19 protein-coding genes are annotated in these 22,333 nt (G+C 66.6%); 14 read left to right on the top strand and 5 right to left on the bottom strand.

Features of this window, described 5'->3' with window-relative positions; genetic code table 11:
* Positions 1 to 315: 315 nt before the first annotated feature.
* The 3 genes from RUU78_RS18730 to RUU78_RS18720 all read left to right on the top strand — a co-directional run bounded on the left by RUU78_RS18730 (position 316) and on the right by RUU78_RS18720 (position 4,366).
* On the top strand, positions 316 to 1,830 hold the full coding sequence (locus RUU78_RS18730) for a hypothetical protein (protein ID WP_313919058.1): 1,515 nt from the start codon (positions 316 to 318) through the stop codon (positions 1,828 to 1,830).
* Between the two features lie 125 nt (positions 1,831 to 1,955).
* Positions 1,956 to 3,476, top strand: coding sequence for a hypothetical protein (locus tag RUU78_RS18725; protein WP_313919056.1), 1,521 nt, complete (start codon positions 1,956 to 1,958; stop codon positions 3,474 to 3,476).
* A 179-nt stretch (positions 3,477 to 3,655) separates the two neighbouring features.
* Complete coding sequence (locus tag RUU78_RS18720) at positions 3,656 to 4,366, top strand: glutathione binding-like protein (RefSeq protein ID WP_313919054.1); 711 nt, start codon at positions 3,656 to 3,658, stop codon at positions 4,364 to 4,366.
* A gap of 254 nt (positions 4,367 to 4,620) precedes the next feature.
* On the opposite strand, the gene RUU78_RS18715 is transcribed toward RUU78_RS18720, so the two are convergent.
* A complete protein-coding gene (locus RUU78_RS18715) occupies positions 4,621 to 5,292 on the bottom strand; it encodes a DUF2306 domain-containing protein (RefSeq protein ID WP_313919052.1) in 672 nt (223 codons plus the stop codon).
* Here RUU78_RS18715 and RUU78_RS18710 point away from each other — a divergent pair.
* The 4 genes from RUU78_RS18710 to RUU78_RS18695 all read left to right on the top strand — a co-directional run bounded on the left by RUU78_RS18710 (position 5,291) and on the right by RUU78_RS18695 (position 10,709).
* Entirely contained in the window at positions 5,291 to 6,697 is a 1,407-nt protein-coding gene (locus RUU78_RS18710; protein ID WP_313919174.1) for a histidine kinase, read from the top strand. The genes RUU78_RS18715 and RUU78_RS18710 overlap by 2 nt on opposite strands.
* Entirely contained in the window at positions 6,694 to 7,542 is an 849-nt protein-coding gene (locus tag RUU78_RS18705; protein ID WP_313919051.1) for a LytTR family DNA-binding domain-containing protein, read from the top strand. Before RUU78_RS18710 ends, RUU78_RS18705 begins: the two co-directional genes overlap by 4 nt.
* A 174-nt stretch (positions 7,543 to 7,716) precedes the next feature.
* Positions 7,717 to 8,235 carry a hypothetical protein gene (locus RUU78_RS18700; RefSeq protein WP_313919049.1) on the top strand — a complete coding sequence of 173 codons (519 nt, stop codon included), beginning with the start codon at positions 7,717 to 7,719 and terminating at the stop codon, positions 8,233 to 8,235.
* Between the two features lie 989 nt (positions 8,236 to 9,224).
* Positions 9,225 to 10,709 carry an amidohydrolase family protein gene (locus RUU78_RS18695; protein WP_313919047.1) on the top strand — a complete coding sequence of 495 codons (1,485 nt, stop codon included), beginning with the start codon at positions 9,225 to 9,227 and terminating at the stop codon, positions 10,707 to 10,709.
* Here RUU78_RS18695 and RUU78_RS18690 read toward each other — a convergent pair.
* Entirely contained in the window at positions 10,668 to 11,378 is a 711-nt protein-coding gene (locus RUU78_RS18690; RefSeq protein WP_313919045.1) for a hypothetical protein, read from the bottom strand. The two genes, RUU78_RS18695 and RUU78_RS18690, sit on opposite strands and share 42 nt — an antisense overlap.
* Between RUU78_RS18690 and RUU78_RS18685 the strand changes: the two genes are divergently transcribed.
* From RUU78_RS18685 to RUU78_RS18670, 4 genes are all read left to right on the top strand, one after another.
* Positions 11,358 to 14,108, top strand: a complete 2,751-nt coding sequence (locus RUU78_RS18685) for an AAA family ATPase (RefSeq protein ID WP_313919043.1) — start codon at positions 11,358 to 11,360, stop codon at positions 14,106 to 14,108. The two genes, RUU78_RS18690 and RUU78_RS18685, sit on opposite strands and share 21 nt — an antisense overlap.
* Before the next feature lie 464 nt (positions 14,109 to 14,572).
* The gene (locus RUU78_RS18680) at positions 14,573 to 14,902 is read left to right on the top strand and encodes a hypothetical protein (protein WP_313919041.1); all 330 of its coding nucleotides are present in this window, start codon (positions 14,573 to 14,575) and stop codon (positions 14,900 to 14,902) included.
* Positions 14,903 to 15,080: 178 nt separating this feature from the next.
* The gene (locus tag RUU78_RS18675; RefSeq protein ID WP_313919038.1) at positions 15,081 to 15,413 is read left to right on the top strand and encodes a hypothetical protein; all 333 of its coding nucleotides are present in this window, start codon (positions 15,081 to 15,083) and stop codon (positions 15,411 to 15,413) included.
* Positions 15,414 to 16,063: 650 nt separating this feature from the next.
* Positions 16,064 to 17,632 (top strand): hypothetical protein, encoded by a 1,569-nt coding sequence (locus tag RUU78_RS18670; protein WP_313919036.1) that lies wholly within the window; start codon positions 16,064 to 16,066, stop codon positions 17,630 to 17,632.
* Between the two features lie 366 nt (positions 17,633 to 17,998).
* On the opposite strand, the gene RUU78_RS18665 is transcribed toward RUU78_RS18670, so the two are convergent.
* A complete protein-coding gene (locus RUU78_RS18665; protein ID WP_313919035.1) occupies positions 17,999 to 18,835 on the bottom strand; it encodes a PIN domain-containing protein in 837 nt (278 codons plus the stop codon).
* A gap of 105 nt (positions 18,836 to 18,940) precedes the next feature.
* Between RUU78_RS18665 and RUU78_RS18660 the strand changes: the two genes are divergently transcribed.
* Positions 18,941 to 19,459 (top strand): hypothetical protein, encoded by a 519-nt coding sequence (locus RUU78_RS18660; RefSeq protein WP_313919033.1) that lies wholly within the window; start codon positions 18,941 to 18,943, stop codon positions 19,457 to 19,459.
* Between the two features lie 133 nt (positions 19,460 to 19,592).
* On the opposite strand, the gene RUU78_RS18655 is transcribed toward RUU78_RS18660, so the two are convergent.
* On the bottom strand, positions 19,593 to 20,348 hold the full coding sequence (locus RUU78_RS18655) for a hypothetical protein (RefSeq protein WP_313919031.1): 756 nt from the start codon (positions 20,346 to 20,348) through the stop codon (positions 19,593 to 19,595).
* A gap of 492 nt (positions 20,349 to 20,840) precedes the next feature.
* Here RUU78_RS18655 and RUU78_RS18650 point away from each other — a divergent pair, with 492 nt between their 5' ends.
* Together RUU78_RS18650 and RUU78_RS18645 are read left to right on the top strand one after the other, a co-directional pair.
* Positions 20,841 to 21,044, top strand: a complete 204-nt coding sequence (locus RUU78_RS18650) for a hypothetical protein (protein ID WP_313919029.1) — start codon at positions 20,841 to 20,843, stop codon at positions 21,042 to 21,044.
* Between the two features lie 16 nt (positions 21,045 to 21,060).
* Positions 21,061 to 21,420: a hypothetical protein gene (locus tag RUU78_RS18645; RefSeq protein ID WP_313919027.1), complete on the top strand. Its 360-nt coding sequence runs from the start codon at positions 21,061 to 21,063 to the stop codon at positions 21,418 to 21,420.
* A 175-nt stretch (positions 21,421 to 21,595) separates the two neighbouring features.
* Here RUU78_RS18645 and RUU78_RS18640 read toward each other — a convergent pair whose 3' ends face one another.
* Positions 21,596 to 22,291: a hypothetical protein gene (locus RUU78_RS18640; protein WP_313919025.1), complete on the bottom strand. Its 696-nt coding sequence runs from the start codon at positions 22,289 to 22,291 to the stop codon at positions 21,596 to 21,598.
* Positions 22,292 to 22,333: the final 42 nt, after the last annotated feature.

Here is a 22,333-nt window from a genome sequence, read left to right as displayed (position 1 = left end):
GCAACGCACGACATCGGCAAGACGAGCCCGATTCGATGCCTGCGGTGGAACGTGACTGGTCCTTGCGACGCTTCGCCTTCTCGATGTGTCTGCCCGGCTCGTCGACCTCGCGCGTCAAAGTGTGCGGATCCGTTGCAGGCTGGATGTGCTGCAGAAGCGGCACACGCCGCAACAGCGCCAGATCGTATGGAGTGGCGGCGGTCAGTGGATGCAGTGGACCGAACACCGACGCACGGATTGGCCAAGTCATTGCCACTTGGACATATCCCGCCGTATCGCGCCATCATCGCTGCGACATGCTCGCAGGAAACCACCATGGCCGGCCGCCCGCACAGCTCATCACTGGGTCCGCAGCGTCCGCGCCGCCGCATGCTGCGTGTACTGGCCGGGGTCGTGCTCGTGCTCTGCCTGCCGCCGCTCGCCTGGTTGGTCTGGAATCGTATCGACGAAGCACCGAATGCCGACGCGCTGCGCTGGGGCAGTCCGCCGACGCGCGACGTGGCCGACGCACAAAACGCGTGGTTGTATCTTTTGGGCATAGGCGCTGCCGAGAACGACGATCCCATCGCCTACGGACGGCGACGCGTGGATGCCTATGTCGCGCGGGCTCGCCGTGATCCGCAGGCAAAGGCCGATCCGCTGGAGGACGATCGCAACGCCGCGATGCCCTACGTCGGCTCGGTAGAAGGCATCGACGGGATCGCGCAACTGTGTCCGCCGCACGGACCCGACTGCATCGGCTGGGCTGCGGCGCATCGCGCCGCGCTCGGAAGGCTGGCCGACGCCAACCGCCTGCGGCTGCAGCGGCTGGACACCGCGATCGCTTTGCCGCAGTGGCAGGAAGCGCCGCTGCTGTCGTCGGATTTCCCCACGCCGTCGGTGCAGCTCGTCGTGCTCAAGATCAACCTGCTCGCGCTCGACGCGAACGATAGCCGTCGAATTCCTGCGGTCGCGGAGGAAATCGCGCGACACGCCGCCCTGTGGCGGCGCGCGTCGGAAGATGCGGAATGGCTGCTGTCCAAGGCATTTGGCGGGACGTTCATGGAGCGCTACCAGCGCCTGCTCGTCGAGCTGTACGAACACGCCAAGCCCGCACAGCGCGAAGCCCTGCAACCGGCCATCGACAGCGTTTTCGCGGCACCGACCGCAGCCGCCACGAACCTCGACGTAGTCGGCTACGACAGCTTCCAGATGACCGCCGTGACGCTGCGCGGCGAAATACCAAGCCTGTGGCAAAGCCTGCGCAACTGCATGCACGGCACGCCGAAAAATGGCTCGTGCAGCAACGACCTCGTCTCCAGCACGACCTATCTGCCGCAGGCAACGGACAACATCGTGGCACGGATCGTGACCGCGTCCGCCGACTTTCTCGCGGCCTCTCCTGCCGATGAACCCGCGGCTGCAGAGCGCCTGGCAGAGCGGGTCGGCCGAGAAGATCCCTCGCGCGGTGATGCGCCGCTCACACTGACGATCTATAACGCGGCTGGCCGGAGACTGGCACTCCAGTCGGTCCTCGAACCCGTCTACCGCAAGCGGCTCAATGATCAGGAAACGGTGCGTCGCATGCTGCTGATCAAGCTCGCCGCGCTGCGTAGCCATGTGCCTGCCGCCAACATGCCGGAGTTCCTCGCGGCGCAGCCGGACGCGCTGCGTCATCCGTATCCCGGCAAGTCCATCGTGTGGCGCCCGGGGCAACGGGCATTCGCCGCACCGGCGGCCGTCGAAAATAGTTTCGAGAACGGTTTCATCGTCGTTCCGCACCACGCGCCGTCGTCGGCATCCGCTGCGCCTCCCCCGCCGCAGAATCCGTCGCAAGCCATTCGCTACTGAGCATCGGGCCGGTGCAGCGACAGCGGCGACAAGGCCAAACAATCTGCCCCCCCCGCGGACCGCTTGGACAAATACCACCGCACGACGCCATCATCGCACCGCACTGGCTGCCGGAAAATCCGCTCATGCCCGCCCGCCGCAAAAGCTATTCGCTCCGTCCGCAGCGTCCTCGCCGTCGCCTGCTGCGTGCACTGGTCTGGATCGTGCTCGTGCTCTGCCTGCCGCCGCTCGCCTGGCTGGTCTGGAACCGCATCGACGAGGCGCCGAATGCCGACGCGCTGCGCTGGGGCAATCCGCCGGCACGCGAAGTGGCCGATGCGGACAACGCCTGGTTGTATCTTTTTGGCGTCGGCGCGGCCGAGAACGACGATCCGGCCGCCTACGGCCGGCGTCGCGCGAACGCCTATCTGGCGCGTGCGGGCAATCACCCCAAGGCCAAGCCCGACCCGCTCGAAGACGCCGCGAACGATCCCACTCCCCATGTCGCGCCGGACGAGCGCATCGACGGCATCAGGCAACTGTGCAGCATGCGCGAGACCGACTGCATCGGCTGGGCGGCACAGCACCGCACGGCGCTGCAGCGTCTGGCCCAGGCCAACCGTGTCCGCCTGCAACGCTTCGAGGTGCTGCTCGGGCTGCCGCTGTGGCAGGAAGCGCCGTTGCTGTCGCTGGATTTCCCGCTGCCGGACACTGATCTCGCGGCCTTGAGCATCAACCTGCTCGCACTGGAAGCCAACGATGCTGCACGCATTCCGGACGTTGCCGCCGAACTCGTACGACATGTCGCGCTGTGGCGGCATGCGACCGAGCAGCCGGAATGGCTGCTGTCGAAGATCATCGGCTTCGTGTCGATCGAGCGCTGCCAGCGCCTGCTCGTCGAACTCCACGAGCGCGCGACGCCCGCGCAGCGCGAGCAGATGCAGGCCGCCGTCGACGCCGTGTTCGCGCCACCGGGCACAGCCGCAACGAACCTCGACGTGGTCGCCTACGAACATTTCCAGACCACCTCGATCGCGTTCCGCCGGGAAATACCTGGCCTGTGGCAAAGCCTGCGCAACTGCGTGCACGGTGAACCGACGAACGGTTCGTGCGGCAAGGATCTCGCCTTCAGCGCGACCTTCCTGCCGCAAGCCACGATCAACATCAGCGCACGCCTCGACACCGCGATGGCCGACTTCCTCGCCGCCGGTCCGCGCGAGGAAGCCGCGGCCGGACAGCGCTACGCGGAACTCGTCGAACGCGAGAACCCGCTGCACGACAGTGCCTCGGCGTTGTCGATGCTGGGCCACAACGGCACCGGGCGCGTGCTCGCTTTCGTCGCCATCCCGAAAGCCAACTGGCGCCGGCGCCTCAACGACTACGAAACCCTGCGCCGCATGCTGCTGGTCAAGCTCGCCGCGATACGCGGCAATGTCGCCGCCAACCAGATGCCGGAGTTCCTCGCCTCGCAGCCCACTTCGCTGCGCCATCCCTACCGGGACAAATTCATCGGCTGGGATGCGCAGAAGCGCGCCATCATCGCCACCGCGGCGACCGAGGACACTTTCAAACAGAACGACATTGTTGTTGCGTACGCACCGGCCGCGCCGCCTGCCGCGGTAGCGCCGGCCCCGACGCGGAAAGCGCCGAAGGCGGCGCGTCGCTAAGTCCTCTCGTCGATGATGCAGCCTGCCGCGGTGACGGCAGTGGCGCACGCGTCGTCGCCAGGGCAGCAGGCACGGCCAGCACGCGTGCGGACGTCAACGGCGGCAGCACCGGCATGGATGACTTGAAAGCCGTCTCAGACCGCCCCACACGCTAGCGATCTCCCCTGAGGTTCACCACCATGATCGAGCTCTACTACTGGCCCACGCCCAACGGCCACAAGATCACGCTGTTGCTCGAAGAAGCCGGACTCGGCTATGTGATCAAGCCGGTCGACATCAGCGCCGGTGAGCAGTTCAGGCCGGACTTCCTCGCGTTCTCGCCGAACAACCGCATGCCCGCGATCATCGACACTGCACCGGCCGACGGCGGCGAGCCGATCACGGTGTTCGAATCCGGCGCGATCCTGCTCTATCTCGCCGAGAAGACCGGCCAGTTCCTGCCGGACGATGTCCGCGGCAGGAAGACCGTCACCGAATGGCTGTTCTGGCAGATGGGCGGCCTCGGTCCGATGGCCGGACAGAACCATCACTTCGGCACTTATGCGCCGGACAAGATTCCCTACGCGATCACGCGCTACGTCAACGAGACCAACCGACTCTACGGCGTGCTCGACCGGCGTCTGGCCGGCCGCAACTTCATCGCCGGCGACAACTACACCATCGCCGACATGGCCTGCTATCCGTGGATCGTGCCGCACGAGCGCCAGCAGCAGAATCTCGCCGACTTCCCGAACCTCAGCCGCTGGTTCGAGGCCATCGCGCAACGACCCGCGACGATCCGCGCCTACGCCCACGCCGACGACTACAAGAGCCGTCCGACCATTACCGAGGAAAGCCGCAAGATCCTGTTCGGGCAGACCGCCGGTTCCGTCGCCCAGGGCGCCCAATAGACGTCGATACATACGTTGGGGATAGCCGCAGGCGCACCCCAGCGCCGCGGTCTCGCTCTGGCGAAACTCGCGAGGCAGGACACTCACGCAGCCGCGGACTGGTTCCGCCATGCGGGCATCGTTCGCCACACGGAGATCGTTTTCTTCGCGGAGATCGTTCCGGCACACGAAAACCGTTGCGCCACGCAAGCGGGTTGCGTGGGACGCCGCGATGTTGGGTGCGCCTGCGGCTTACCCCGAGCTAGTGCGCGGCCTCAGCGAGCGGCCGCAGCGGCGGCGCCGCGCCGCCGCGGCGCGGCACGCTTGCCGTACACGCGCACGAGCCAGTAGATCGTCATCAGCAACACCGTCAGCACCGGAATCGACAGCAGCGCGAAGTTGCGCAGGTGCGGCGGCAGCAATTTCGCCTGGCCGAGAAAGAACGAGGCATTCGCGATGAGCAGCGCGAATCCCATGCGCCACAGATGCCGCGCGAGGCGATGCGCACCCTGCAGCGTACCAACCCACAGCAGGCGCGCATCCAACAGCGCGGCGACAAATGCCACGCTGGCGAAGACGAAGAACATCGGTGCCCAGCCGGCCATTTTCGGGTTCGCGCGCACGTCGAAACCGATCGCATAGCCGGCAATGGCCACGACGAAAGCGAGCAGCATGAATACCGTCAGCGTGCCGCGCGACTGTTCCACGGGTTTGCGCACCGCGAGCACGCCGGTGCAGACGAGATAGAAGGTCAGCACGCCGGCCAGTATCGAGATGCGTTCTGTCCTGATCGCCGCCATGACCGCGCCGGTCGATGTCATCACGAGCATCGCGATCGCGAACACCAGGCCGCTGCGCCGATGCCAGGTCGCGCCCTTGCGTGCGAACAACGCGATCATGCCAGCGATCAGTGCCAGCGATCCCGCCACGATATGCACGTTGACCATGATCCGCTCCTCATCAATCGGTGCGACCACGCTCGCGCGTCGCGGCGCGGTGGCAAAGCGGATTGCGACGAGTGGCGCCCTGACGGGATCGGACGCCGGCCTCGGCCGACGAACGCCGCCGCACGCGCCGGTCAGCGAAGGCACGCAGCAGAACGAGTGCGTCGCCATCGGTCGGACGCTGCTCTCGCCCGGAGGCCGGCCGACCCTGCCACGGCCGCGCTTCGTCGCGACCAGCCGTGAACTGGCCACCGTATCCCGTCGCGCATCGCACGACCTCGCCGGGCCGCTACAGCCGCCGCACCTTCCCGAGTATCGTCGCCGCATGCACCCGCAGCCCCTGCCTCCAACCCGCGGCCTCAAGCAACTCTTCAACCGCCGCCGCGTGTTCGCGACACTCACGCTGTCGCTGGCCTGGGGTGCACTTCTCGCGCCGCTGTGGACCAGCCAACGCGCCGGCCTGCTGCTGCGCACGATGGAGATCAGCCTCGTCGCAATGATCGCGTTCGGCCTGATCGAGCAGTGGCCACGACGTCTGCCGCGCTGGTGCGCGCGCTGGGTGCTGCAGGTGATCGCCGTCGCCCTCGTCATCGCGCCGAGCGTGCTCGTCATCTACCTCGTGAGCACGCCACACGGCGGTCCGGCGTTCTGGAAAGACAGCGAACGCCTCAGTGGCGTCATCAGCCTCACCGTGACCGGGCTGCTGTTCGCGCCGTGGATCGCGGTAACGTCGCTGGTACGGCAGCGCGACAGCTTCATGCGCAATCAGGCGCTCGCGTTCCAGCTCGAACGCAGCGAACTCGAACGCAAGGCGGTCGACGCGCGCCTGCGGCTGCTGCAGGCACAGGTCGAGCCGCATTTCCTGTTCAACACGCTGGCCAACATCCGCGAACTCGTCGATTCGGGTTCGCCACAGGCCTCCGACGTACTCAACAGCCTGATCGCGTACCTGCGTGCCGCCGTGCCGCGCATCAACGATCCGGCCACGACGCTGGGCCAGGAGATCGACCTCGTACGCGCCTATCTCGAACTGATGCAGATGCGCCTGCCCGATCGATTGCAGTTCACGCTGGATGCCGACGCCGCCGCAGACCGCTTGCGCTGTCCGCCGATGACGCTGCTCGCCCTCGTCGAGAATGCGGTGCGCCACGGCGTCGATCCGAGCGAGGAAGGCGGACGCATCGACGTCAGCGTGCGCGCAGGCAACGGCCGCTGCCACGCCCAGGTACGCGATACCGGCATCGGCCTGCAGCATGGCCGCAACGCCGGCCTCGGCACCGGCCTGTCCAGCCTGCGCGAACGCCTGCGCCTGACCTTCGGCGAGGAAGCGCAGCTGACCCTGACCGCCATCGCGCCGCACGGCACCTGCGCCGACATCTATATCCCCGCCTGGCCGACCACCTCATGACCCGCCGCCCTACCGCGCTCATCGCCGACGACGAACCGCTGCTACGCAAGTCCCTAGCACGCCTGCTGGGCAGCGCCTGGCCCGAACTGGAGATCGTCGCATTCGCGCGCAACGGCCGCGAGGCGATCGAGAAATTCGACGCGCTGCAGCCCGACGTGTGCTTTCTCGACGTGCACATGCCCGGGCTTTCCGGCGTCGAGGCCGCGCAGCACATCGGCCGCCGCGCGCACCTCGTATTCGTGACGGCGTTCGACAACTATGCCGTGCAGGCTTTCCAGCACGGTGCGCTCGACTACCTGATGAAACCGGTCGAGATGGCGCGCCTGATCGATACCGTCGCGCGGCTGCAGGAGCGATTGCGTGCAGCGCAGCCGAGGCCGGATACCGAAGCGCTGCTCGAGGAACTCGCCGTGCACCTGCGGCGCAAGCTCGGGCTGTCGTCAAGCAGTCCCGCCATGCACGTATCGACGGCTGCCGAACCGACCGATGCGCCGCAGCCCGGAGCTCCGCTGCGCTGGATCCGGGCCTCGGTCGGTTCGACCCTGCGCCTGATCCCCGTCGACGCAATCGACTACCTGCGTTCCGACGAGAAATACACCCGCGTCGCGTGGCACGACGACAGCCACAAGCCTGCCGATGCCCTCGTGCGCACCCCGCTGAAGGAACTGCTCGCACAACTCGATCCACAGCAGTTCGCGCAGGTGCATCGCTCCGTCGTCGTGAATCTGCGCGCGATCAGCCACGTCACGCGCAGTGACAACGAAACCGCGGACGTGCATCTCAAGCACCGCACCGAGGCATTGCCGGTGAGCCGCAGCTATCTGCATCTTTTCCGGCAGATGTAGCCGTGCGTCGCAAGGCCGAATTCAACACCCAAGCGCGAGGAGGCGCGCGGAGCTATCACGCGTTGCACGCTGAATTGCATCGCCGCGGCAGCGCCCTCGCGCGAGGGTATGCGCCGCCGCGAACAGCGGCAAAAACAGTGATACTGGGCCCTCACCCCCAGCGAGAGGCAGCCCATGCGCGTCATCACGAGAACGATCGCCGTTACTGCTTTTGCCATCGCCGCCGGACTCACCGGCACCGCGCAGGCCAGGACCGTGAACTATCCGGCCAAAGGAAAACCCAGCTTCACCGTCGAAGTGCCCGACAGCTGGACAGTGACCCTCGCAAAGGAAGTCGGCGACTACACGGACCTCGGCAGCGAAGGCGGCACGGTGATGCAGCTGCGCACGATGGACGGGAACGCCGAGGACGTCGAAGCCTTCCTCAAGGACACGAACGACTACATCGAGAAGAACTACAGCGACGTGAACCTGACGGTGACTGACAAGGACTGCACGTTGAACGGGCTCGAGTGCAGCGTCGCCCACGGCACCGGCAAGGAGAAGGACGGCGGCGCGCCAGTGAAGCTCACGTCCGGCGTATTCGCGCTCAGCGACGGCAAGATCGGCGAGATCTGGTACGTCGCTCCGGCCGATGACACGGCCGGCATTGCCGATGCGGCCAAGATCTTCAATTCCTACAGGTCGCCGTAACGCACGGGAGCGCGCAGCGGATGCACCTTCCTCTGGCCCGAGCGAATTCCTCGTTGGACGACCGCGCGGACCTGCGGGGGGACTTGCCGAGGCCGAACACGACGCCTTGCGTGAGGGTCAATCAGGCACGCCGCCGTGGGCGGCGGCTGTGATCCTCGGCAAAAACTGGCAGCGGCGCCCACTACGGGCGCACTGTTGGCCGTTTCCGTCCGCAGAAGATCTGCCATGACCTCGTCATCGCGCAGAACAGGCGTGGCCTGCCGCGCCTGAGAAACCCGCTCGCCGGGCCGACCGACGGTGATCTGACGGTCGCCTTCTCCCGCGCGTGCTGCAGCGACGCTACACACCGCTCAACGGCGTCCCGGTCTGTCTCGACGGCACGCTCGTCGATGGCGTACTGCGGCTGCTCAAACGCCTCCGGCGTGCACCTGATGCGGCCGACGACATTGGGAAGGCGCCAGTTGCGGCCGGGAGAGATTGTTAACACACGTATACTTTGCCAGTTTCCGGGGCGCGAACGACTGATGGCGATGCGAGCCGCGAAGGAGTAGATCCCCCGGCAACGGCCCCTGCAGGACTCCCTCGGCGAGAGGACCTCGGGGCATGCCGCCAGCGTGGCCTGCCTCTCGATCCTCGCGTGAAGCCGCTAGTCCAGGGTCGAAGCACGACGGACGGTAAGCCCTGCGCCGTGGTGCGACCGCAGTCCGGCCGACTCGCAATCTCCGATGCGGCGACGACGGGCACCCATCCGATATATCCCGGTTACGCGTGAGAGGTTCTGCGCGCTGAAGGCAGTTACTCGCGCACACGCTACTTTTGGCAGAGCGCAACCGGACGCCCATTCTCGTCCGCGAGTGATAGCCCGACCGAGGAAGGCCAATGCGACATTCTGGAACGTTTGCCTGTAGCTCCAGTCACGTCGCGGGGCGAGGGCGTAGCAATGCGCCGGATCTCCCCTTACACGATCGCGCTTGCCGGGTACGGGTCCGATGAAGAAGCGATTGCTTGTTACAACACTGGCGGTGCTCGGCGGATGCGCGCACGTCGCACGCAATGAAGTACGGACAGTCCGCCAGCCCACCTTCGACGGCGGCGGCTATCCGGTGGAATGGTGCGACACCGCCTACGTAGGCCTCGCCGCGCGGTGCACCCTTGTCGGCAGCGGGCCGCAGTTGGTGCTTCGGGCGAACGTGATCAGCAACGACCGGCTGTACCTCGGCGGCAGCCTGATCATCGACCCCGACGGCCGCATAGGAGCGGTGGGATGCCAGGTGCCGCGCATGCCGGACGCACGGGTGGTCGATTGCCCCGGCGCCCTGATTTCCGCCGGGTTGATCAATCTTCACGAGCATATCGACTACAGCCACCAGCAGCCGCCGGAACCGCCGGCGCTCAGGTGGCGGCACCGCAACGAGTGGCGCCGGCTCAGCAGTGCCGAGCGCGGCTTCGACGATGACGCACCGGACGATGCCACCGTGCGAACGCAGGTCAGCGAACGCGCGCTGTTGCGTCACGCGCTCGCGGGGACGACGTCCATTTCCGGCGCAAAGGACTATCGCGCGTTCCTGCGCAATCTGGATCTGGCGAAGGCCCCTCTTGGCTCTCCCACCGGCATTCCCGTCGTCGCGAGCACCTTTCCGCTCAACGACGGCGCAAGCATGGCGATCCTCGCAGCCCCTTGCACGGCCGCCGAGATAGGCGCGATCCAGTTCGAACCGTCCCGTCCGTTCATCGCGCACGTCGGCGAAGGCAGCAACGCGAGCGCCGGCTATGAGATCGACTGTGTGCTGCGGGCCGTCGCCGGCAAATCGACGCCGAATGCTTTCGTTCACGGGATCGCGATCGGCGCTGGGCAGATTCCACACCTCAAGCGACAGGGCGTCGCTGTCGTGCTGTCGCCGCGGTCGAACTTCCAGCTCTATGGCGTGACGGCACCGGTGCTCGCGCTGAAAGACGCCGGAGTGGCGCTCGGGCTGGGCACCGATTGGTCGCGTTCCGGCTCGCTGACGTTGCTCGACGAGGCGCGCTGCCTGTCCCGCTACAGCCGCGATCGTCTGCAAGGCCGGATACGCGCGTCCGATCTGCATCGGATGATGACGGCCGGCGCGGCGAGCGCCGTGGGACTGCAAGGCCAGGTGGGTTCTCTGGCGCCGGGTGAATGGGCCGATCTGGTGGTATTTGACACCGAGGGCCGCCTCAGCCTGGCGGACGTGCTGGAACACAGTGCGTTGCCGCAAACCCTTGCGGTGCTGATCGGCGGCCGCATCGCCAGCGCCCCGCCCTACTGGGCCGGACATCTGCCACAACTGGACAATTGCAGCATCGACCCACGACAGTTGTGCGGGCGCGCGCGCGTTGTCTGCGGCGCCGACGCGCGGCGCCCGCTGTCGACCGTGCTGCAGCCGTCCCCGTACTCGATTGACGACACGCGCCTATGCCAGCCGCAGCCGACCGACGACTGCGTCGCGCGCTGACTGCCGAACACCAATCAACCTGTCCCGCGCAACGGGGGAGACCATATGCCGATCCGCGCCAACAGCATTCGCCTCTTCGTCAGTTCCACATTCAGCGATTTCCGACGCGAGCGCGAGATCCTCGACGCGCGGATCTTTCCAAAGCTGCAGCGCTACTGCGCCGAACGCGGCTACCAGTTCCAGCCCGTCGACCTGCGATGGGGCATCAGCGAGGAGGATGCCCGTTCGCAGCAGACGCTGAAGGTCTGTCTGAACGAAGTGACGCGCTGCGTCCAGACTTCGCTTCAGCCCTGCTTTCTCGCACTCATCGGTGATCGCTACGGTTGGCAGCCACTGCCGGAGCTGATCCCGGAAGACGAATTCCGGCGCATCGTCGAAGCCGTGCGCCGGGATGAGACCCTGGCGAAGGTTTCGACCGACCCGGTGGCGCTGCTGGAAACCTGGTACTGGCTCGACCGGAACCAGATTCCGCCGCACCGCGTTTTGCAGCCACGCAAGGGCGCACTCGCGCGCCACCCGCACCGCTGGCGAATCGTCGAGGAACAGATCCGGTGCATTCTTCGCACCGGGGCAACAGCCGCCGGCCTTTCCGCGAAAGCAGGCGACAAGTATTTCCTGTCTGCCACAGCGCAGGAAATCGCACGCGGCGTGTTCGACGCCCAGGCGCATTCAACCCGGCCCGACTTCAGGCAGCACGTGCTGTGCTTTGTGCGGCGTAGGCTCGGCGTGCCGCCCGAGACCTCCCTGCCGGCTGATCCTTCCTTCAACGACGTCGACGCAACGGGCACGCTCGATACGGACGCGCACGACAGGCTGAATGCCCTCGTCGGCCGCATCCAGAACGCGCTGGGCGACAACGTGCTGGTCTATCAGGAATTTGTCGAGCCGAACCGCGATTCCGGCGACTACGAGGCCGCGTTCACCGCCAATGCGGAACGTTTGCTTGGGCGACTCGTGCAGCGAGAAATCTCCCGCCTGGAACAGCTGCACGGCGAAGAGCAGGAATGGCTGCGGCACGAGGCGTTCGGACAGGACCGCGCCGGTCGTGCGCTGGGACGCGAGGACCTCGTCGATCGTGTGGACAAATTCCTCGACCGTTCCGGCGGGCGCGGAATGATCGTGCATGGCATCGGCGGCATCGGCAAGTCGACGCTGGTGGCCAAGGCCGCATCCATGGCGAGCGATGTGATGCGCGGTCTGTTTGTCGTGCAGCGCTATATCGGTGCGACCGCCGCCGCTTCCACCGGCCATTCGCTACTGGTCAGTCTGCTGCGGCAGCTCGCCGGCCCGGACAGCGACATCGGACTGGAGTCACCCGACCTCGCGCAGCTCGGCCGGGAACTTCGACGCCTGCTCGCCGACACCGCCGCGACGAAACCCCACGGTGTACTGCTGGCACTCGACGCCCTGGACCAACTACCCAAGGGTGACCCGGCGCGCAGCCTCGACTGGCTGCCGTTCCCGGCGCCGGACGGCGTGGCGCTGCTGGTATCGACGGTCGACGGCGACCTGCTCGACGCCCTGCGCCGAAGAATGCCGGGCGCTGAAATCGTTCAGGTTGGCGAACTGCCGACGACGGATGCACGCGACATCCTGCGCTCGCTGCTGCGCGAGAGTGATCGCCGTCTTCAGCGGCATCAGGAAGACCATGTCCTGCGGCTGTTCGGCAACGAAGGCTCTCCGCTGTATCTGCGGATCGCCGCATTCTTCGCGCAGCGCTGGACCGCGTACGACGGTCGACCCGCTCCGACGCCGCGCCTGCCGCCAGGCACCCTGGATCTCATCAGCCGCTTCTTCGCCGATCTCGCGGGCCCAGGTGGCCACGCGCCGCTGCTCGTGTCGAAGGTCTTCGGACTGCTCGCCGCCTCGAAGCAGGGCCTGACGGAAACGGAGCTGCTAGCTCTGCTGTGGGAAGACCACGCGTACCGGACGATGGTGGACGCGAACAATCGCGCGCACGGACTTCCCCCGCTGCGAAGCCTGCCCATGATCTTCTGGTCGAGACTGCGCGACGACCTCGCCTCCTTCATGGTGGAGCGCGGTGCCGACGGGACCTCGGTACTTGCGTTCTTTCACCGGATCTTCGACGAAGCCGTAGCGCACACATTCCTGCCGACGCCAGAGTCACGTGCCGCCTTCCGGCGTGCGCTCATCACACATTTCCGGGGCGAGCCGCTGTCCATCGGCGAGCGCGATGCGCAGCGGCCGAATCTGCGCAAACTCTCCGAACTGCCTCACCAGCTCATCGCGGCCAAGGACGCCGGCGGGCTGCTCAATCTGCTGTCCCAGGAAGACTACTTTTTTGCCAAGCTCGCGGCGCGGCGCGGCGAGGAGTACTACCGTGAGGTGTATGCCTGCGCCGTTCTGCTGGACCCGGCCGTCGCGCCCCGTGGACGTGCAAGGCTGATCAACGCGCTCGCCAGGCACGTCCTGGCTGCGATTGCCAACCGTGCACGCTCCCGGCTGTTTTCAGCGGAAGAACTTCACGTCAGCCTAGTCTATCTTGACGACAACGGCACCTTCTACGAAGCATTGCTGCGCGCCTGCATGCGCAAGCTCGCCACCCAGTCTGGCGCTCGCGCCTCTGAAGCCCGGAAGGTCAGCGCCATTCTCGGCATACGGCTGGCAAACCTGCGCCGCCGTACCGGTGAACTCGACCAGGCCGCAGCCGACCTCGCGAGGATCCTGCCGCTGCTGCGCAAGCGCCGGCTATGGGTCGAAGTGTCGCGCGCCGAATACGACCTGGCCTACATCGACGTGCTGCGCGGCGAGTTCGCCACCGCAGCTCGCACCTTCGAGGTGAGCGCCGGATCGGCGCGCCGCGGTGGCAGCGCCGTTTCCGAATCGATCAGCCTCTGTCTCGCCGCGCGGGCGCTGTGGACCGAGGCCATTTCGCGGCGCGCCGAACGCGACGAGGCGCCGCGCTTCCTTCAGGTACTTGACCGCGTCGAAGCAGTCTTCCAGCAGCACACCACCCTGGACAGCAATGCGCTGCGCTGGATCACCAACGTGCGCCTCCACAGGTTCGATATCGGATTCCGCACCGATGATCTCGGCATGGCCGAGCAAGCCGTTGACCAGTTGCAGGAAGACCCGTGGGTGAAAGCCTACGGACAGTTGAATGCCTATGTCCCGGCGTTGCTGGCGCGCCTGGACATGTTGAGGAGCAATTACGCCGACGCGGCCAGGGCGCTGCATGAGCTGATCGAGGCACGACCGCGGACATACGAGTCCCTGGTGAAGGACTACTTCGACGCGGGGATGGCCTATATCCACGCCGGCCAGAAGCGCGCTGCGCGGAATTTGTGGCGCCGCGCACTGGATATCGATCCGGAGAATCGCCATGGGAACGAGCCGTGGAAGCAGTTGGTCCGATCGGCGATGCCGCTGACCCGCTGAGAAGACAAGTCGGTGCGGGCACGTCCGACGGGTTGCTCTGCCGGATGTCGACATCGGCCTGCCCACGCGCCGCGAGCCCCGCTCGTCCGGGACGGCGTCCGGCTCCCATGCAAGCGCGGCCCCTGGCGCTCCCGGCTCGCGACTCCGCGCACCGGCACCGCGGACGGACTACCGGCGCCGGCCCGGCGATGGCGGAAAGAAAGCCTTGATCTTCAATTCCTGCAAGTCGCCGCAAAAGCCGGAAGCGGGGGGTAATCACGCCGCTTCACCCGATACGGAGTTCCCGTCGTAGGACCGCACCGACGTGCGCGGGACCGACTGAGGGCAAACGCCGCGTTCTTGCGCTAAGGCCAATCAGTACGCCGCAGGGGGGCACGGCGTTGGTGATCCGCGGCCGGAAGGCTGGCGGCATCGCCCGATGACGGGCGCCCCGTTTACCGTTTTCCATCCGCAGGAGATATGCCGTGACCTTCATCATTGCGCAGAACCAGACTGGCCCACTGCCGCTGAAAATCCCGTTCAACGCGCCGATGGACGGCGATGTGACGATCGCCTTCTCCGGGACGTGCTGGAGCAACGCCCCGGGGACCGGCGGCGTGCAGGTCTATCTCGATGGCACGCACATCGGCGACGCGCTGCTGTGCTTCAATACCCCCGGCGTACACCTGACGCTGCCGACCCAGTTCTTCGCCGTCACCCTGACGGATGGTCCGCACACGATCGCGCTGCAGCCGCAGTCGGCAAACACCGTGTCGGACAAGAACGATTTCTACTCCCTGTGGATCGTCGCCTGACGCGGCCTGCCGGCGCGCGCCGCGTCCACGCGGCACGCCTGGCGCCTTCCCGACGTCACGCGCGGCCGGTACGACCGCACAGGCGAGACGCCGGGCAAGGGATACCGCTTCCGCCAGAACTCGCCCGACGACGGGCGCGCCGCCCTGGTAATCCGATCCCATCCGCAGGAGCACTTTCGTGACCTACTACATCGCGCAGAACCAGGGCGGCACATTGCCGCGGACATTCCCGTTCGAGCTGCCCATCAGCGGGGATGTGACCATCGCCTTTTCCGGCAGCTGCTGGAGCAGCTTCGCCGCAGCCATCTGCGGCGTCGGCGTCTTCCTCGACGACAAGCACCTCGGCGACGTGCCGCTGTACTTCAACAACCCCAACGAGCACCTGACACTGCCCACGTTCTTCTTCCCCGTGAACCTCGACTTCGGCCCGCACACGATCACGCTGCGCCGGATCACCGACACCACCTTCAGCGACGAGAACGACTACTTCTCGCTCTGGATCGTCGACTGATACGCCAACGCGGCGCGCTGCACGCGCGCCGCGCTGGCAGGTGGCACGAAGCCCACCGGCGTACCACCCCAGGCCTGACTGATTCCTGGTCATCCATGACTGAATTCCACGCATCGTCCACTGATTTCGATGCACTCGCTGCATGGAATCAGCCATCGCCGGGTGATGCACCCATCATCGACGACGGAGTTTCACTCACCGTTCCCTGGTTTCCATGCGTCGCCGACTAGAAATCACTCAGCCGCCACGGGTTTCCATCCATCGCAGCATGGAAATCAATCATCGGTGAGTGACGCACCACTCATTGATGACTGAAGTTCAGTCGCCGCCGGCTGAGATCCGCGCACGCGCCCCCGATGGCCGGTCTCGAAACGCCGGGCAACTCGCTGCTGGACTGTGGATTTCACAAGGGGCTGGGTGAACGCCACTCAGCGGACGCTGGCGTTGCGTTGTCGCGGCGGTGCGCTCGGTCGCGGACGCGGAGCGATCGGTGCAGTGCCAACCGTGACGCACGGGTATTGAACGACCGTTGCCCGCCCGTCCGACGCACAGACTCTGCGGCGCGCCCATTCCGCGTGTCAGCTCTCCACGCCAACGGCGTATGACGACACGAACGCACGGCTGTCCCGCGCGGGATTCCCCTCACGCCCATGTCCCGTCTGGTCCGACTCGCTGCCGCTTTCGTGTTGTTTTCCCTGCTGCCCTCGCTGACATTCGCTCAGCTGGACAGCAGCCTCGATCCGACGTTCGGTGATGCGGGCCGGTCAGCGTTTGCGATCGTCTCGCGCGATCCGTCGGAGACGCCGGGCGTGCTGGACTGGGCGCAGGTCACGCCGTTCAAGGTACTGCCGCGCGGGGATGGCTCTGCCATCGTCTGGTCGAACGCGGCGACACCGTATGACTTGCCGATCAGCACATCCTCAGTGCCGGTGGCGGTGCGCATCCTGGCCAATGGCACCTGGGATGCGTCCTGGGGCGCCAGCGGCGGCGGCCGCACCGTGATCTACGTCGGCGAGGACTATGACTGGCGCGCGAACGATGCAGTGTCGATGTCCGACGGCGGCATGGCGGTGGTCGGCACCATCGACAACCCGGACGGCAGCAGCGACATGGCGGTGTGGAAGTTCACGGCGAATGGACAAGCCGACGCTGGCTTCGGCAGCGGCGGGCTGCGTCGCCTGCGCCGCGGCGGCCTCCCATCGGATGCCGGGAAGGCGCTGCACCTCGCCGACCTGGATCTGCTCGGTACCGGCAATCCGATACCGGAACTGCTGATCGTAGCCGGTAATGTGCGCGACGGCCTCGCCGGGCCGCATGGCCTGGGCATGGCCATCATGAGCCTGACCGGAGACCTTTGCCCGTCGTCCGTGCCCGGGTGCGGCACGGTGATCGGCGGCGACGCCGGCCTTTCCACCGAATGGGGCATGCTGCGCATCGGTACGGACCTGTGCCCGAACGGCGCGGACATCGATGTGGTCGACCTGACCAAGTTCGACGCCGGCGTTGCCGACGCCATTCCGGTACTGATCCGCGGTTGCGGGAGTACCGCGGTCGTCAAGCACACCATCATCGGCAACAACGCCGGCAACTGGCGCTGGACCACCAATCTGGCGTATGCCAACAACGGCCGGTCGCTGGTCACGTTCGGTCCCGGGTTCATGGTCGACGGCAATGCGCTCGCACATGCGCCGGTCACCGGCCTGCCGCTCGGTGGCGAATCGCTCGTCATTGCCGGCTTCCGCGCACAGCCGGACCGCAGCCAGCCGTTGATGATGGCGGCGCGCCTGGACCGGACCTCGTTTACCGCGGTGACCTACGACGCCGACCCGCCAGGCGACCCGTGGCTGAGTCCCGGCGCCTACGCGGATACCCTGGTCGTTCAGCCGGACGGCAAGCTGGTCCTCGGCGGCGGCATGGCGCTGTCGTCCTGGACGTTCGGTGACTCTTTGCTGATGCGGCTCAATGCCGACCTGACGCCCGACGCCTCGTTCGGCAATCTGTCGGCGAGCCTGCCGGGCCGGCAGATCTACGGCTATCCGATCGCCGGCACGGATCGCGACAATCGCATCAACGCCATGGCGCTCACGCCGGACGGCAAACTGCTGGTCACCGGCTATGCCTATGCGAGCAACGACGGCAATGCCCGCTACGGGTCGGTGATGCGCATGCGGCTGGAGGGCGACCGCATTTTTGCCACGGGTTTCGACGGCACGCCATAAACGTTCCAAAGACGGGCGACGCACGCGGTGACAACGGGTTCGTCCCCCGCGTCGAGCGACGAGTCAAAGGCGTCGGCTCGACGTTCAAGGTATGCGCGCAAGTCCCGACGCGGACGTCGTCGACGGCCGGTTTGCCCGCATTTCTCACACCCGTTCGTAGCGAGGCCGCCGAGACGCTCGCCCTGATGCGCGCCGCGGACTTCAGAGTGACGGCGAAGGCGCAGTCGACACTACGTCGAGCCGACACGAGGGAGCGGCGCGCATCAGGGCGAGCGTATCGGCGGCCGCAGTAGAAGGGGCGGTTACTGAACAGGGCCAGGAACGGCGTGCCGTTGCGTTGACTGGCTGCGCGCCTCGCACGCGCGGTCAGCCGAGGTTGTAGACGACCTTCTTCCCGTCCGTCGTGATATGGCCGCCGTCGACCAGCGCCTTGCGCACCGCGGCGCAGTGGTGTTCGTCGAGCTTGTGCCAGGACGAGATGCTGGACGTCAGCGTTTTCAGCGTGCGCGGACGCGCGCTTTTCATGCCGTGCAGGCGATCCAGGATGGCCTTGATCATCGCGTCGGATGGCGCGGCGACCGCTTTGGCGGTCGCCTTCGCGGCAGGCTTGGGTGCGGGTTTCGTCGCGGATGGCGCTGCTGTTTCTACCGCGGCTTTCGGTGCCGTGGTCTTTTGAGTAGCGGGCTTGGCAGCCGGCGGCGCGTGTGCGGACGGCGACCGCTCCGCACGTGGCGCTGCAACGGCCGCAGGTTCGTGTGCCGCCGTGGTCTTTTCCGCTGCGCGAGTCGCCGCGGGATGCGCCGCTGCGGTGATCGCTTTCTCGGTCGGCGCCGCTTTCGGTGCCGCACCAGCGGCCGTGGCGATCGACGCCACGCGGCGGCACGCGGTTCCCAGCCGGTTGAGATGCTTGACGAGGGGATCGAAGCCGGTGTCTTTCGAGACGATGATGAAGCTGGCCTGCGGATGCTGCAGCGACAGCCGTCCAAGGTAGAACGCGAGGTGAAAGTCGAGCGCGTTGGAGCCGCTGCCCGCGATCTGGACGTAGTCCGCGTCGCTGCCGAAGCTCTGCAGGGCCTTGGCGGTACCCAGCGAGATCTTCGACTGGCTTTCGCCGACGAAGACGCGGATGTGGTGCAGGCCTTTCTTCAGGCCGTCGAGATTGGCGGGTTGGACGTTTTCGAAATCGATGAGGACGAATTGCATCGTGGCGTTCCCTGGCTTGTTTCTTGCGTGGCCATCTTGCTACGCGTCGGCATCGGTGCGAAGCGCAACGACAGCTCGACGGTGCCGGCGGATCACGATTTTGCCGTGTCCGGTCCCAAAACCATCGATAACGGCTTCCAGGGATTCGTCATGGCCCATTTCGTCACCGGTCTCATCGCGCGCCGCGGCGCCTTGCAGGCGTTTGCGGCATCGCATCAATTGCCCGCGCCCATCGCGCTGACCGAGGTGCTGGGACTGCTGCCGCTGGACGAGGATGTGCTAGATACCCTGCTGCCGGAGCCACCCGAGGATTTCGTTGCGGGCTTCAACACGCTGTCGCCGCCGCTGATGGCGGCGCTGAAGGCGGGGTCGCAGCGCGCGACGCTGCTGTATTTCGAAACCGAATACTTCGGCGGCATGGGCACACAGGGCGCGGCGGTGTTCCGCGACGGCGACGTTGTGTTCGGACCGCAGGCGGCGGAACTGGGACCGATCAACAACGCGCTCGCGGTGCTCGGCGTGCGCACCGTGCCGCCGGCGGTCGACGAGTTCGAAACGGTGGGGCTGCACCGGCATCGCAGCACGGACGAGTGGTTCGCGGCGGCCGCGGATGGCGGCGCGTAGAACGCAACGGGACGGCGCGGACGGCGCGCGTGCGCAACGACGGCGGGCCGCGGCACAGCGCGCGATCGTCGATACCGACAGCGATGGCGACACGCCGCAGTCCTTGCCTCACCGCTCCCCGCGGAGCAACGCGCTACCGCAGCGGCGCGCGAACGATGGTCTTCGTGACGTTCTGCCCCTCGATCGTATAGCTCAGTGTCGCCTTGTCTTCCTGCCCGGGCGCCATGCGGAAATCCAGACTCGCACTGCCGACGACGAGGTAGTGCGTGGCATCCGGCACGTAGACCGCGGAAGACCATGGCGAGCCTTCGCTGCGGACCAGCGAGCCGGTCCAACGCGTCGCGGTGATCCAGCGGCCCGCCTGCAACGTGTACCACTGCGGCTGATTGACGCGATCGAAAACGAGCAGCGCGCCGAATAGCGTCGAGTACGCGCCCTGGTGCAGGCTCAATCCCCAGCCCGGTTCCGCGGACGCCGCCCAGAGCCCGGAATAGTCGGCGACCGGGAAAGGAGTTCCTGGGAACTGCAGCGTACGGGCGATCGCGCTCACCCGGAACGCGATGCGCTCGCTCGCAGCGCCCGAGGCGTCGTCGACCAGTTCCGCCGCGTAGTCCCCGGCCGGCAATGCGCCGAGCAGGATGTCGACGACTTCGGGCGCGCCCGGGACGATGCACTGCCGGGACCGGTGATGCACGCGCAAGGTCCGCTCGCGCAGCTCGACGCCGACGGTGTCCTTGTCGAATACGCAGTCGTCGACCGTAAGGCGCAGATGCAGGCGCTCGAGCGCAACGGGCTCCGCTGGCACGATCTGCGGCACAGCGAACGCGGAGAAGGACAGACCGGCAAACGCGGCGGCGGCAGCGCGAGCGATGAGGGAAAGGCTGGGCATGGAATCACTCCTGGGGAAACCGGACGCCGGACGCGACCGGGTGGAACTTCGTCGCCGACCGGAACACCCGGAGTGAAAGTTGCGCAGTTTCGGCAACGTGAGGCCGAAGTGACTCGCTTGCGCACCCGCCTGCAGAGCGGACTGACGGGGCGCAAATAACGGTTCCGTAACGTTTCGGCGCGCATAGTGATCGGAAGCTTCGTCGAAGCTCACCGTTGCGCCGTGTTTCCCGGCGATCCGCTGTCCCGTCTCGCTCACACCGGTCCAGGACCGACTCCGATCGACGCTTCGCGACGTTGCCGCCTCCGGCATTGAGCGTCGGTGCCGCCGCTACTGGCCCGCGCGCTCGTCCGTCGAGAGCCCTGGGCAAGCCTCCGCGACGGATGGCGCTGTTCCCTGTCCGCACCGGCCCGCGCCAGGCCCAGGATAAACATGGCAAACGTTGTACATTTTCAATTTCGATTGGCGCCCGGCGCGAGTGTAGGTCCGGCATTGCTGCGACAGATATGGTCACTGGCCAGTGCCAGTCCGCAAGTCGAGGTCAGCCGCGCGCAGCGCTACAACGCCGACGGATACATCTATTCGTTGTCGGCACCGCCCAACCTGCAGAACATCGCCGAGGTCGAAGTACGCCTACGCGGGCTGCTCACGCGGCATCTCGTCGGCGCGGTCAATTCACTGGTCCGGCTACCGTGACCGCAAGGAGAGTCTCTTGAGCTATGACATCGCAGTGGGTCGATGCACCGGGGTGAGCGAGCAGCACGCGCTGGTGAAAGTCGAAGGCGCGATGCTGCGCAGGCTGCGTCCCGGCCAGGCCTTCGGCGTGCAGACCAAGGCCTGCCTGCGCGTGCCGTTGTCGGTCTGCAGCAAGCAGCGCACGCCGCGCGCGGGCGAGGAGCTGTATCTCGATTACGACAGCATCAGCGCAGGGGCGGAAGCGTTCCTCGACGTCGAAGGCGACGGCCAGTTCGTACCCGCCGATATCCGCCTGCTCGTCGACAAGCTCGATCCGATACCGCGTCCGCAGCCGTCGCAGAAACACCGCGCGGCGAACTGGCCGATCCGACACTGACGTCATCGGCGAGGCGGCGAGGCGGCGATCACGCCATCTCGCGCGGCAGCGCTGAACCCGGTGCCGATCCTTGCGTGCGCAGGATGCGTCGTGTGTGCGCAATGCGTCGGTGCAGCCCGGCAGAAGATGCGCAGAGCACTTTCCCGAACCGATGGCGCCTTGCGCCGCTACGTCGTCAGCATCCGGTAATCGACTGCTGCGCGACATGCGCGACATGCTGGCCTTTCTTCGCCGCACCCGAGAGAAACAGCGTCGGCCGGCTCAGGTTGTAGTGGTCAGTGGTGTCGATCAGCAGGTCGACGCGGCCATCGCGATCGAGATCACCGGCAAACAGCACGGACGGCACCGCCTCGCCGAGTTCGATCACCCCGCTCTCGCTGCGGGTGGCGAAGGTATCGAACAGCACCTGCTCCATGACGCCGTCGCCGAGGACGACCGTGCACGCGAGCGCGTCGCCCGTGCCGCTGCAGCGCACGCCGAGATTCAGAGTCTTGCCGCTGAAGGTGATCGGTAACGGCGTCCCCGCGTTCAGGGGTTGTGGGTCAGCCATGGCAACGGCTATGTCGCCGGCGCGCAGACTCGCAATACCCCGCAGCAGCACGCGCGGCTCGATGCCCGGCGCAACCACGCTGCGGCCGGTCTTCTCATCCGGTCCGTCGCCCACGGGATCGTTGACCGCCTCGATCTTCAGCGTCGTGGGTTGCAGCGTCGCCTTGCCGCCGTCGACGACGAGCGCGAGCCAGGTTTCGCCGGTGCGGCCCGGCACTTCGTCGCCGTGGAAGGTTTCGCCGGTGAGCATGAGCTGCGGAACAGGCGCTGCGGCGAAGGCGCTGGCACAGGTGAGCAGGAGCAGTGAGGCGATGGTCTTCATGGGTCTCATTGTTACCAGCGGGACAGGCGAATGGCGGGCGCG

The sequence above is a fragment of the Tahibacter sp. genome (genome assembly GCF_032229445.1).
Taxonomy (GTDB): Bacteria; Pseudomonadota; Gammaproteobacteria; order Xanthomonadales; family Rhodanobacteraceae; genus Tahibacter.
Note: the sequence above shows the minus strand (reverse complement) of the source record. Positions and strands in the feature narration are given on the sequence as shown.